General features: G+C 35.4%; 12 protein-coding genes. 3 read left to right on the top strand and 9 right to left on the bottom strand.

Features of this window, described 5'->3' with window-relative positions:
• Positions 1-11: 11 nt before the first annotated feature.
• From NQ503_RS00925 to NQ503_RS00910, 4 genes are all read right to left on the bottom strand, one after another.
• The gene (locus tag NQ503_RS00925; RefSeq protein ID WP_005421663.1) at positions 12-1253 is read right to left on the bottom strand and encodes a hypothetical protein; all 1242 of its coding nucleotides are present in this window, start codon (positions 1251-1253) and stop codon (positions 12-14) included.
• 220 nt (positions 1254-1473) lie between these two features.
• Entirely contained in the window at positions 1474-2673 is a 1200-nt protein-coding gene (locus NQ503_RS00920) for a TldD/PmbA family protein (RefSeq protein WP_044924586.1), read from the bottom strand.
• Positions 2674-2690: 17 nt separating this feature from the next.
• Positions 2691-4043 (bottom strand): PqqD family peptide modification chaperone, encoded by a 1353-nt coding sequence (locus NQ503_RS00915; protein WP_044924584.1) that lies wholly within the window; start codon positions 4041-4043, stop codon positions 2691-2693.
• A 67-nt stretch (positions 4044-4110) separates the two neighbouring features.
• Positions 4111-4251 (bottom strand): hypothetical protein, encoded by a 141-nt coding sequence (locus NQ503_RS00910; RefSeq protein ID WP_005421660.1) that lies wholly within the window; start codon positions 4249-4251, stop codon positions 4111-4113.
• Positions 4252-4619: 368 nt separating this feature from the next.
• Here NQ503_RS00910 and NQ503_RS00905 point away from each other — a divergent pair, with 368 nt between their 5' ends.
• From NQ503_RS00905 to NQ503_RS00895, 3 genes are all read left to right on the top strand, one after another.
• Entirely contained in the window at positions 4620-5027 is a 408-nt protein-coding gene (locus NQ503_RS00905; RefSeq protein WP_005421659.1) for a plasmid mobilization protein, read from the top strand.
• 1 nt (position 5028) lies between these two features.
• Positions 5029-6690, top strand: coding sequence for a relaxase/mobilization nuclease domain-containing protein (locus tag NQ503_RS00900; RefSeq protein WP_044924582.1), 1662 nt, complete (start codon positions 5029-5031; stop codon positions 6688-6690).
• Positions 6691-7010: 320 nt separating this feature from the next.
• Entirely contained in the window at positions 7011-7640 is a 630-nt protein-coding gene (locus NQ503_RS00895; protein ID WP_005421657.1) for a PBECR4 domain-containing protein, read from the top strand.
• Between the two features lie 57 nt (positions 7641-7697).
• On the opposite strand, the gene NQ503_RS00890 is transcribed toward NQ503_RS00895, so the two are convergent.
• From NQ503_RS00890 to NQ503_RS00870, 5 genes are all read right to left on the bottom strand, one after another.
• Positions 7698-8255, bottom strand: coding sequence for a hypothetical protein (locus tag NQ503_RS00890; protein WP_138276805.1), 558 nt, complete (start codon positions 8253-8255; stop codon positions 7698-7700).
• On the bottom strand, positions 8239-8748 hold the full coding sequence (locus tag NQ503_RS00885) for a helix-turn-helix domain-containing protein (protein ID WP_118316749.1): 510 nt from the start codon (positions 8746-8748) through the stop codon (positions 8239-8241). Before NQ503_RS00885 ends, NQ503_RS00890 begins: the two co-directional genes overlap by 17 nt.
• A 108-nt stretch (positions 8749-8856) precedes the next feature.
• On the bottom strand, positions 8857-9708 hold the full coding sequence (locus NQ503_RS00880; RefSeq protein WP_005421655.1) for a YodL domain-containing protein: 852 nt from the start codon (positions 9706-9708) through the stop codon (positions 8857-8859).
• Entirely contained in the window at positions 9705-9938 is a 234-nt protein-coding gene (locus NQ503_RS00875; RefSeq protein ID WP_005421654.1) for a transposon-transfer assisting family protein, read from the bottom strand. The genes NQ503_RS00880 and NQ503_RS00875 overlap by 4 nt, the downstream gene beginning before the upstream one ends.
• Positions 9935-13981, bottom strand: a complete 4047-nt coding sequence (locus tag NQ503_RS00870) for an LPD16 domain-containing protein (RefSeq protein ID WP_049940343.1) — start codon at positions 13979-13981, stop codon at positions 9935-9937. The genes NQ503_RS00875 and NQ503_RS00870 overlap by 4 nt, the downstream gene beginning before the upstream one ends.
• Positions 13982-14047: the final 66 nt, after the last annotated feature.

The raw sequence follows: 14047 nt of genomic DNA, 5'->3' as shown, positions 1-14047 counted from the left end.
CTGATCCCTCATTATTTTAATATTGTTCTTTTTACTACTACGTCTGGTGCTAATATATTTCCATCTAATTCATATTTGCATTTATTTCCAACTCCACAGATTTTTATAAGTATATCTTCTAGATTTATTTTAGTAGAAATTTCAATTCTGCTTTTTAATTTTCCATGCTGATATTCTTTCCCATATAAAAATGCTGTAAAATCCATAGTAATCGGATTAAAGCTTTCCTCTATACCACAAATTTTATCTACTAAAACGATATGTCCCTTTTTCTTTAATTCTATATCTATATTTCCTGATAGAATTTTTATTTTATCCAGTTTATATCGAATATTTTCACGATAATCATATCTTCGTAATGATCTATAAGATAATGAAACTTTTCCTTCTTTACATATATATTGTTCTTTAAGTGCCCTTCCTGAACCATCTATATTTCCTCCAACAGTTTTATTATCAAAATCATTTAATTTAATTGTTAAAAATTCACTAATTTCCATGCTTCTGTTTTTTAAGTTGTTTACATGCATCGTAAAATAATAAATATAAACGATTTTAGCCAAAACATTACTTTGGATTATTAGTTCATCTATATCATTTGGAACAAACTTTTTTAGATTGACTTTTTCACATAATTTTTCCCAAGCAGTTTCAGCAAATGTTTTTTCTAAACAACTATATATATCTGTTCCCAAAAATATTTGCGACTTACTTTCTATTCTTTCGCCAATTCTATACACTAAATTAGTATTAATTACATTTTTATATCCATATCCTTTAATGCCATCTGAAGTCATTAAATTGAATAATACATATTGACATATTCCATTCATTTCAATCAGCATTATATTTTGTTTTCCTAATTCATTTTTCAATTTGAAATACAGTTGTTTATAATCTCTTTTATTTACGATAATTTCACCGAGTTCTAATCTGTTACTTTTTTGTGCAACGCTACTTTTTAGGACACCCTTTTCTTCGATATTAAGAGGTAACTCTATATATTCGTTCTTTAAATCTTCGAATCTAATATCCTCATTTTTATATACACCATTATACATTTTACATAAAATCTTTTTTTTGATCTTCTTTCGAATTGAACTTCCATTTATTACACCTTTAATAATAGTTTGCTTTCCATCAATAATACGGATTTCTTCGTTCCAAGATGCAGAACTAAAAACTTCTTCATTTGCACCGTGAAATTCAAAATCATTTAATTGTATATTGTCTGATAAACGAATAATCTGCATATGCACCTCCCCCTCAGTCTGTTCGAAAACTGATTTAACATGGTTTTCATCATCCACTTTTGTCTTAAAATGAATAGTTAAACCGTCTTCTAGCTCCACATTATTCTTTTAATGATATTTCAAATTGATTCTTAACTTACGCTTTTAAATCTGACTTTTTTAGTTTTCAGACAGCCTCTCCTTTACATTTACGATTTATTTACAGGCTTATATCAAAACTTTAAAAAAATATTTGTTGACTTTCTAATTTAATAGTTGGACATCCATAAGATACATCCAGTTCCTGCCCATCTTTAACACATTTTGCAAACTTAAATTCCAAATCATTTCCAATTTCACTTATTGAATTTAATGTTTTCAAAACATTTCCTTCTAATAAACATGGTGGTAAAATTGATACAATTTCTCCATTTCTTACATATCCTCCTAATGCAATATTAAAAACAAAATGACCTGATACAATATCTACACTCCCGCCACCTAATTCTAAAGCAATGATCCCCTCTCTCATATTATCGATTATTTCATTTGCTGTTTTTTCTCCATTGTGTAAATATGTATTTCGCATACGTGGTAACGCCATATTTTCAAATGTTGCACACCTACCGTTCCCAGTATCCTCAACGCCATAACAAGAGGATATATACATATCACTAAGCAATCCATTAATAACTCCATTTTTTACTAAATCAACGTTTTGTGTAACACTTCCATCCGACGATAAGTTGTAATATATATAATCAATTTCATTACAACTATCACTTATATTGATTTGTTTATTAAATATCTTTTTCTTTAACATATTATTTAGAAGACTTTCTTTTTTAAAATAAATATCGCCTTCTAAATTATGCCCAATACCTTCATGAATCAAAACCCCTCCCTGCCCTGGACATAATATTACATTATACTTTGCAGTTTGAAGATTTCTAATTTTTAATTTTGTAATATTTTTATATTTTTCCACTATACTCTTTACAATTTCTTGCAAAGCACTACAAATATTTCCGTTTATTACTTTTCTTCTTCTAACAACAGGAATTATTCTTTCATCTAACATATATGTCACATTTACTTCTGCAAAGACATTGTTTATCATATCCGTTTTTTCTTTTTCAAATACATATTTATGTTTTTGCAAGATCATAGAAATAAGGACTCTCTTTACCGTTCCTACCACTTTTAGACTATGTACCAAATTTTCATACATAAGAGTCCCTATATCTAATTTATCTAATATATTTTCTTTCTCTTTACTAAAAATATCTTTACTATTTTCGACATATAATCGTCTATCGTAATTTTCAATAGTATACGCCCTTTTTCCTCCCTGCATCGTACTAGAAGCAAATCTTTCACCATTCAAGTAATAAACCATATATTCCTGAATTATTTCTGTTGAATTTTTTTCTATTTTCATCCAAACCTTCCTCAATTTCATTGTATAGGTTTCAATATTTGATTTAATATTTTAAGAACCCGTTCATTTTCTGTTCTCCAGTTACAATTCGTCTTTGTTAATTCACTCTCATATACATTAGCAATGCATTGTGTACAACTGTTTCCATTTGTGCACTCATGACATAGATAAAAATTCGGTGACATTAAATCCTTTATTGTATTTCCAACATCTTTTGTAAGAATCTGTGAAAGCTTATTCTTTTTTAAATTTCCCATTGAATAAAAAAAACATACACATGGAGAAACATCCCCATTCTCTCGAATTGCAATTTGATTTAAACCTAATCCACAATTATTTTTATAAGAAACATTTTCTGCTTTCCCTCCAACTTCATCCGAAACATTAACAAAAAAATTTATTGAACTATATTCTTTTTTCATCTTTAATGTTATGCTATAAAATTCTTCTACATTTAATTGATTCGCTAATTCGTTTGATGCAGCTCTTCCCACATCCATAGTCAAACCATATGTTATTTGCATAGCTCCCAGTTCTTTTACTGTTCGTGTTATTTCTTCTATATCACAAATATTATCTTTATTAAATGTAGAAGAAATAGCAACTTTAAATCCATATTTCTTTAAAAGGGTAATGGCATTACAGGCCTTCTCATACGAGTCTTTCACACCTCTTATCATATTATGATGTTCTTTGTTTCCATCTATGCTAATCTGAAAGACTGTATTATTTTTACACTCAGAAATTTCTTGCAATATCTTTTCAGTTATTAAATAACCATTACTCATTACTGCTACTGCTAAAAAATTCTCAGATGCATATCTGCAAATATCTGTAAAACCTTTTTTGGCAGTTGGTTCACCCCCAGTTAATGCTACCTTTATAACACCAGATTGTTTCAGATCACTCATAATTTTTATTATTTCATCTGATGATAATTCGTCATCTTTTTTATTTCCCGAGTTATTATAACAATGTAAACATTTTAATGGACATTTTTTAGTAATCTCAAATTCCGCATGAAAAGGAGTATATGATTCACTATCTCCCAAAACTTTGATTTTTTGTATATTTGGTTTTTCCCTAAATTCTATATATCCCTTTTTTACGCTTTCTTGCAAAAACTCGTCCACTATGGTTTCTATATCTTCTGATTTTTGCTTTATTTTTTCAGATAATATTTTCACGATATCTTCAATTTTTCTTGCACCATTACACAATTCTAATATATATGTGGCATCCTTATTAATTATTTCATACATAAAATGGCTTGACACAATAATACCATTTTCTTTTCTACTTAAATTATAAATATATGATTTCTCATATTGCTTCACTAAAACAACATTCCATTTTAATAATGGATACATATATGTTCCTCCTTTCCAAAAATAGCTACCAGAAAACTGGTAGCTATTTTCTGTAAAAATTTTGAATTTAGTAAGCAAGTGCAGTAACATTACTAATGCATGCAAGTGTCAGATAATTCATATCTGGTGCAAATCCTACTAAAATCTGAGCTGCTGTACATCCTGCACAAGCCGCAGTTTCTGTTCTTTCATATTTTGGATTTAACATGTAGCATTTCCTCCTTTCTTTTTGTTTATATTCTGATTATACATATATTTTGGTTTTATTATCTAACAATGTAATTATTACGACTACTCATGTAATTTTTATTAATACCAGAGCAAGTTTCGCCTGAGTAACTCAAAACTCACTCCGTGACTTTCGATTTTCCGGCAATCTTGATGGGGATTCTGCTCCCCATACCCTCAGATAATACATTTTTCACTAATATGCAGACTTGGCTCCTGTAAAAAAACAGTCGCATCGTGATCATATCTATCACGAAAAATCCATAAATATTTTTATTGTGTTACCGCCTGATATTTTTAAATCGGCTTTATATATAGAAATATCTTTATTTTGAAAGGAACTATAAAATGGCACGACCAAAGAAAGATAAAAACTTACGGCATACTCGTCATATCATGCTCCGTCTCACCAATACTGAATATGAAATAATTGCAGAAAACGCAAAAGCAACAAGTCTCCCGTTAGCAGAGTATGTCCGTAAACAGATAACAAATAAAAAAGTAATTGTGAAATATGAAATTGTGGCAGATTTACCGGAGTTAAAAAAATTAATTGCTGAATTTGGAAAGATTGGTAGCAATCTGAACCAGATAGCTCGTTACTTTAATACTGGTGGACTCCATTCTCAGGAAATGCGCAACGAAATCAAAAAGAGCATTTCTGAAATTTATAAATTAAAATATGAAGTAATAAAACTGGCTGGAGATTTTACCACTGTCAATGCAAATAATAGAAATAACACAGGAGAAAACTGATATGGCAATCCTGAAACATATTGCAAGCAAGAATGCCGACTATGGAGAAGCTGAACGCTATCTGATTTTCCAACATGATGAATATACGCAAAAACCAATTCTTGATGATAATGGGAATATGCTTCTTCGTGAAGAATATTATCTGGATGGTATAAACTGTGATCCGTTTACATTTGATGCGGAATGTCGGGAAACTAACGCTTTCTTTCATAAAAATCAATCTTTTAATGAGATTAAGTCGCATCACTACATCATCAGCTTTGATCCTAAAGATCAGGAAGAACATGGTCTGACCGGAGAGCAGGCACAGAAACTTGGCGTGGAATATGCCAGAGAGAATTTTCCCGGGCACCAAGCTCTTGTCTGCACCCACACTGATGGACATAATGGCAGTGGAAATATTCATGTACATATTGTAATCAACAGTGTGCGAAAGTATGATACCGAGCCACAGCCCTATATAGAATTTGACCGGGATTCAAAATCTGGATACAAACATCATCTTTCTGACAGATACCGAATTTACTTAAAACAAAAAGTTATGGATATGTGTCATTCCAATGGACTAAACCAAGTAGATCTTCTGACATCTGCGGAAAGAAAAATATCCGAAAAAGAATACTGGGCAAAACGCAGAGGTCAAAAAAATCTCGATGAACACAATACAGAACTGAAAAAGAAAGGACTTACTCCAAGACAGACAACATTTCAAACGGAAAAGCAATACCTTCGTGATGCGATTGATACGGTTTCTTCACAGGCAACATCACAAGAAGAATTTTCCAGATTGCTGTCTGATAGATATAATATTACATTTAAAGTCAGTCGTGGCAGATACAGCTACCTGCATCCTAATCGTCAAAAATACATCACCGGAAGAAATCTTGGAACGCTTTATGAAGAAAATCATCTTCTGCAGGTATTCCAGGATAACTCCAGCAGGCAACACGCAGAAAAATCACATTCTACTGACAGACCAGTTACAGATTTTTCAGAAAAGTCAAAATCGTCAGCTTCTATCCAAACTGACGAAACTACACACTCTTTCCTTTTTATAAAATCTGATTTACGACTTGTAACAGATTTACAGCACTGTATCAAGGCACAGCAAAGTCAGGCATACGCACAAAAAGTAAAGCTGTCTAATCTTAAGATGATGGCTCAGACAGTTGCCTATGTACAGGAACATGGTTTCCAGAGCAAGGAAGATTTAGATACTGCCCTTTCCAATGCCTCCGCCCAAAGCACTGATGCCAAAAATACTCTGAAATCCACAGATGACTCTTTAAAAAGTATAAATGAACAGATTCATTACACCGGACAGTACCTTGCCAATAAATCCATCTATTTCGATTACCGAAAAAGTCGAAATAAAGAAAAATTTTATGAAGATCACCGGGCAGAACTCACCCTTTATGAGTCTGCTCTCCGAGTACTCAAAGAAAAAGCACAGGGCAAAAAACTCCCTACTCTGAAAATGTTGCGTGAGGAAAAGAGTCGTTTAACAGAATTGCAGACAGTACAGCGAGATGAATTTAACTCCCGGCGTGAATATGAACGTGAACTTCGTACAGTATGCTCCAATGTGGATATCATTCTTAATCACCCACATATACAGGAATCTCTGCACGAAACGTCACAAGAACATTCTTGTTTCCGTTAAAAATCTCGATAAAAAATTTTCCAAATTATTGTTCCAAATTATTTTTCACTTTCTCCGTTGACTAAATTCATTTTTTCGCATATACTATGAATAGGAAAACAGGCGACATCCTGTTGGTGTGGCTGACACCTAAAATCCGAAACGAAAGCCGAACATGAATCGGAGAGTTGGCAGGCAACAGAAAAACCTGAAAGCAAAGCCAGACATATGGGCTGGAGTGTTGGCGGACAACAGAAAAATCAGTCTATAAGGGAGATGCACAATGCTACGGTATTGTAATCTCCCTTTAAATATTTTATACATATTGCAGAGGTCATAATATGACAAAATACAACAAACAGCAGGCCATTTCTATCATTATAGATTGTGCTGCCAAATACGAAGAAAATCTCAATGGCTATCAGCTCTTATTTATTTTAAAAGACAAGCATAAACATATTTCTTCTCTGGAAGTAAGTTTTTATCCATATAATTTTCTTCACCTTACAGGCATTAAATTAATTGATGGCACTACTGCTACTGATTTTTACAAGCGCTGTTTAAACCATAAATTAAGTCCTGAAGATTTTTCCTTCGCATCTGATGGAACTACTCAGTTAAAACTTGAAATTCTTCCACAACTTATGCTTAAAAATATATCAGCTAAAATGGTTGGAGATTTTAACGGATGCAATCCAAAATTATATACAGAAAAATTAACTGGTGGCGTAAAAGCCTGCCTTGGCTTTGTAAAAACTCATCGTGCTGAATATGTGCCAAATACAGTACTGAATACAGATATTCGCACAGTTACTAAAATTTCACAGCAGGTAATCGCTACATATCGTCGAAAAAATTCAACTTCCCCTTATCAGGAATTAGTTTATAAGGCCAAAAAAATCGACTGGGATACCATTACCTTTCCGAAAGAATATGACTATCTCACCAAGCCAGGAAAAGATGGCGCATAACGCCATCTTTTCCTCAAACTATCCATCATCATTATTCTAAACTACTTTTCACTTATATCAAAGCACATTATAGCTAAATCCCCAGTCATAGAAAACATTTACATAGCAGGTTTTTGTATTATTGGTTGCAGAGGAATAACCATCAATTTTGTAATACTGTCTCTGAACAACCTTATACTTTGTATACAGCGGCCTATACTTAATCTGATAGGTTTTTCCACTAGGAACAGGCAAACTATACTGCACAGAATATGACTGACTCTTTCCAATCGTTACTCCTAAAGAAGCAGATATATCACCTGTACTGGTATATGAACCACTAATTGTGTTCGTCACTGTATCTGTTTTATTTACAGTAACTGTACCAGGCCCAGCCCCCTGTGGTCCCAATCTCCATGAACCATAAGTTGTTCCCTGATTTGTTTTACTGTCAACTTTCCAGTAATAATATCCATCTGTTCGTGGCTGTATTTCATACTCTGTTTTATCAGATAACAAGTTTACATGTTTTACTTCACTATTTCTATGCGGATATTCTGCAGCCATTACTTTTACTGGTAACATTGTCACTATGCTAAGTACAAGCACTGTTAAAAAACTAATCATTTTTTTCATCCAATCGCCTCCTTTTTTTCTTTAAAGTAAAATATGTGCCTAAACCTATGAACATCAATGCCAATATTAGAATGATGGATAGTGGGTATTCAAAAATGTAGTCATATGAATGCTCATAAGCTGTTTTAAAAAGTTCCATATTTCTTTTCTGTTGCCATTCCGCAAAGAAAGGAGTACTTATTAATCCCAAAATACCAATAAGTAAAAATGTAATGCTATAATTTTTATTCTTTTTAGGGGGAGTCGTTTTATTATCATTTTTTTCATCAACGTCTCTTGATTTTAACATTTCGTCAACTTGAATATTAAATTTCTCACTCATTAAAATAAGAGTATTAATATTAGGTGCAGAAATTCCCATTTCCCACCTTGACACTGCCTGTCTTGTCACCCCTACTATTTCAGCAAATTGTTCCTGAGAAAGCTTATTATCCTGCCTTATCTTAAGAATCGTCTTTGCAATATTTTGATTACTATCTTTTGATCTATTCATGAGTCGCCCCTCCTTCCTTTTATTTGATTATATTATACTGTTGCTCCGCAATTAGAGCAAGCAATAAGACTTTACATTTCCGCAATTAACTATTGCTTTTTGGTTTTTTCACTTTTTACTATGTTCTATGTCTTGTCCCATCACTTCCCGCATAGTTTTCTGCCCACTTCGTCTTGCAACTTCTTCCTTTTTCTCATTCAGTTTTGTAAGGACAGATTCTTTTTGACGGTTCTTTTTATCTTTTGGTGCAGCATTATTCTTAAGTCCGTCAATCATATTATAATTTGCTTCCTCTGTGATTTCCGCACTTCGCAGGTATTCTCCATTCTCCATATACTTCTGCCAGTTATCCAGTTTCGGTTTATAGTCTTCTGTCTGCTCCTGCACTGGCGGATGAAGCGAATCAAGAATCTTCTGTTTTACTACATCATCAAATCCATTGTAAGTACCGTCTACAAGCACATTCCCGTTCTGATCTAAGACTACATACGCAACATCTTTCCCATATTGTTCATGCTCCATAAGAAAATAATTTTTTCCCTCTATCAACAGATAATCTATTACTTCCCATGTTCCGTCTTTTCCCTCTATTTCATATCCAACTGTATCTTTGGTAAGTCCACCGCTTTCTGAAGATATGACTTTCATAAAATCAGAAATCTCTATAAAAGTGTCTTTGTTTACATAGTAAGTGGTCATGACCCCCTCATCATTCAGGATCAGCACATCACTGGTACTGACTGCATGACCTTTATAATTGTGCGGCTGTTTCTTCTCCAGCTCCTTTTTTATCTGCTCCGGTGTTTCTCCCAGCTTCATTGTTCCCAGATACACCTGTTCATAATTTTCCATCTGCACAGGAATCTGATCCTTTGCAAGTTCCTCATAGGTTCGGAAAAGAAGATTTCTCAATTCCGGTTTCTTTTTTAGCTGATAAACTGCAAACTGACTTGCACTCATTCTCCATCCACCTCCAGATCTGCTTTATAGATTTCTACCGTTTTCTGCAGTTCTTCATATCCCTCATCGCTAAGATAGTAGAGCTTCTGAATCGTTGTAAAAATCAGCAGTTTCATATCTTCGTCCAGATAGGAAAAAATCTCATCCATCGCTTCCATTGTCTGAATCCGGTTTCCTGCATCAAAAATTGCGACTGCTATATATTCATCTTCCTCAAACCTTACCATCATAATGTTACATCTCCCTTCTTATGTGCCTTGGATTTTTCTTTCGACGTATTCTGCTCCTGCTCTTTTATTTTCGCCTGACGCTCTCTGAGTGCCTGAAGAACGGATTCTTTTCTGCTCTTTGGTTGCGGAACGTTTTCTTTTTGTATAGGCTTCTCCTCTATTTTCGTAAGCTCCTGCTTTTGGGCAAAATATTTTTCCACATCATCCATTGCTTTTTGTACTAATGGACTTTCCTTATAATGCTGAATCATATCCACATCTTCCCGGTCAACTTTTCCCAGTCGCATAAGATCATACGGTCCGTCATAATCACTTCCATCATGCAGTTCAAATCCAACACCTTTTATTCCATTCATGCGATCTGCAGGAATCGTTTCATAAATGCGTAATGCTTCTTCCAGGGTAAGGTTCTCATGATACTCACCCATAACAGGAAATTCCATACACTCCGCAACATAAAAAGTGATCGTGGCTTCTGGCTGTTTCTGCTCTGGCTGCCTGGTAAAAACAGAGAGTGTTTCTGCATTTTCCAGACGTGACAGTAATGACCGGGCAGTGACTACATCACTGTCTATATCCGATTCTTCCGACACCTCAGTCAGCCAGTCTTTTAAACCTGCTGTATCCTTGTTCAAAATATCCTCTGTAATTTTCTCGACCTGTTCTTCCCTATTTTCAACACTATCTTTATATTCATAAGTATCATACTCATAACTAAAATTATCCAAGTCCACTGCGAGTTTCTTGATTTCCTGCTGATCAAGATAGGCTTCGGATTCCTTTATATATTCTGCTAGGGTAATCCTTTCTTCTGAGATTGGGTTAATGTCTATTTTAATGCCTGCTATTGCCATACCATAGGAATTCAATTCGTTAAAAAAACTATCCTCCCGAATATTTCCCCGATAAGAAAGCACCACATCAAGATCAGAATCTGCACGATACAGGTCATCTCTGCTTCTGGAACCATGTATTCTCGCCCCAATTAATGTAACTTCATTTTCCAGTCCCATTTCTTCCAGAACAGCTCTTGCATGAAATAAAACTTCATATTCAATTTCTGCCCTGCCCATTCCATTCAATGCTGTTTCACATCTGCCAAGTTCCGAAGTGAATCGAACATCTCCACTAGCCAGCACTTCTTTAGAATGACTGATTACCTTATCCCGAAACTCCCTGTCATCAACTTTTACACATTCAACATCTTCCAAACCTTCATTTTTCAGGCTGGCATACATTGCTTTCTGAATAGAATCTTCTGGATTTCCACAGGCATCTCCTGAAATTTCATGAAGTTTCTGATCATACACCAGGTATTTATAGCCTTCCTCAGTCGGTTGCACTGTTAAATACATACCAGACATTTTAAATTGTACGGTTATTCCCTCATAATTTTTTAATGCCGCTTCCCTGTCATAACCATCAAAAAAAGCCTTTGGACAATTACGTTCAAACTGTATCTTCTCCATTCTCTCTTCTTCTGCATATTCAATTTCTGCATACAGTTCTTCATAATCCATCACATTTGCATCTTCTAGGAGCAATCCTTCTTCCTCTAAAATGTTCTCCATTGCTTCTGAAATAGAAATATCCGGATTATCGTAGACACCACCATCCAGTTCAAGATAGTCCTTATCATAGAATGTATAATCATAACCATCTTCTACTGTCTGGATTGTAAAATACTGCTCTCCAATCTGGTATGCTATCTCTGTATCATGCCCTACCAGACTATTTCGTATATCCTTAAAGGTATTGTATATTTGCGGATTCAGCCAGCCTTCTTCTCCCTGACAATCATAGATCAGAGTATCTATTCCATTCTTACACTGGATAAAATCAAGACTGCCTCGCAGCGGTGCTGTATTCTCAATCCCAAGAGCTTTCATTTTATGGTTAGGCAGAGAGTAATATGCTCCAAGGGCAGCTCCCAAATCCTTATATCGCTTAATCTTCATCCCACCTTTTGCTGCCAGATCTTCGATCACATAATATTGGTCAATATAATGATTTTCTGGCATTTTCAGGTCAATGCCATTATTTTCTCTGACTTTATGTATCTCGAAAAAACTGAATTTCTGTTCTTCCCCCTGCAGATTCTGTCCGGTCAGTGTCGGCTCCCATGTGTCCGTACTGATTGGCTGCTGTTCCATGATTTTCATAACTGTTCCGTCTGCTAAGATAACTGTTGCCTGTTCTGGAATATCCATCAGGTCATATACCGTTGCACCATTTTCTTCCAGATATTCTGAAATAGCTTCCCTGGCTCCTTCATCAAATCCATGCCAGATGTCTTCTGCCACCAGTGTTCCATTTTCCGATACGATAATATCCGCCACGTCCTGACCGTATTCCTCATTCCGCATCTGGAAAAATCGCTCCCCATGATACGTTTTCATATCCATCACATACCAAGTGCCTGTATGTCCGTCTGCTTCATATCCTCTTGTAGTTTCAGTGATATGCTGATTTTTCACACCAAGCACCTCCTCCAGTTTCCAGGTACGGATTTCTTTTCTTGCCATATCAATGAAGCCATTCAGGACTGCAGGATGACTGCCCACAATATAGTCCCTGTTCAGATCCATTCCCCGGCTGATATTTTCCGGAATATCAATGCCATCTGCCCATCGTTTATTGCCATCAGAAAATCTTCCATCATGGGAAAGCTGTTTCAATGTATTTGCAAGAACAAAGGCAACCCGTTCTTCCCCGTATTTCTCAACCACGCTTACTGCAGTATCTGGATTTAAACGCATACCGTCAAAGCCCTCTGCGATTGCCTGTTCGATTGCATTTTTACAGTCGATATTCAGTTTTCTGGAATCCAGATAAGCATCTACATTTCTCTCCTGCATAGCCTTTTCCAAAGTTCCCATATAAACTTCCGGATATGCTTTTACTGGATTGGCATTTAACATTTCAGCTCTCTGTGCCACAAAGTCCGGCAGTTCTGTAAATCCAAAAGAATCTACATAGTATGCGGTTAATCTGCCGCCCCGGTTCATAATGATCACATCACTGACTGACATGGAATGTCCGGTAAAATCGTTTGGTCGTTCTATATTAAAACGCTCAAAGAGGTTATCCAGTGTCGTAGCATCTCTCAGTCTTTCACTGTAAACCATCTGATAGTCTTTGCCATCTACGGTAAATCCCATTTCTTTTGCCGCTTCCAGGCTTAAAAATTGATACCCTCTTTCTTCCTGTCCGCTGTTGATCTGGTAAATTCCATAGCGGTTTCCATCACTTTCTAAAAGAAGTGTTTCTTTGATCTTTGCTTTTTCTTCCGGTGTCATAACCGTTTCCTGACTTCTCCGGTAATTGTCCCATTCAAATTTTGTCACTCCGAATAACCCGTCATGCTGTAAAATATCCAGTTCCAGATTCATAACTCTTTGCGACTGCTCCTGACCACCCACTGCTCCGGTCAGTCCGTAAACCGTTACTCCCTCATGGTGCAATTCCACTGCCCGTTCCCTGGTAAGTGGAAGCATACTTTCTGAATAAAATCCGGCTTCGTGCAGTTCTGATAAACCGATCATCGAATCCGGCAGACTGTCAATCTGTTCCTCAGCTTCTCCAATCAGTTTTAGTACCGTTTCTCTATTTCCATTCAGAATAGATTCTGAAAGATTCTCTGCCAGTTTTTCCGTCGCTTCCCTATCATCCAGTTTATAAGCAAAATTCACGATAAGATTTCTCTGGTCATTGTTGAAAATCGTCCGTTCCTGCTCCAGACGGTTAATGGTCTGTTCTGCATACTGCATGGCACTCATTTCTTCTGTCTGCTCCACAACGGCTGCTTCCTGCTCTGGTCTTTCTATCTGAAGTTCTCTGAGCTTTTCCTCAATCTGTCCGATCATATCAGCAGAAGTCTTACGGATGGTGTCCATAGAAGCACGAAGCTCTTTCATATTTTTACCGGAAGACCAGCTTGCAATATAGGAAAAAGAATACTCTGATGTGTCCAGTCCAAAATGGTTACATACCACATAGGCAACACTTTCTGCTTCAAATGGAAACATTAACATTTGAAGCATTATACTCAGCATTCCAAAATGTTAATCATTTTAAAGAATGCTGAGAAATAAGACGTTTTTCTACTA

Origin of the sequence: Blautia obeum ATCC 29174 (genome assembly GCF_025147765.1) — a bacterium.
Taxonomy (GTDB): domain Bacteria; phylum Bacillota; class Clostridia; order Lachnospirales; family Lachnospiraceae; genus Blautia_A; species Blautia_A obeum.
This window is presented reverse-complemented; position numbering and strand designations above follow the sequence as displayed.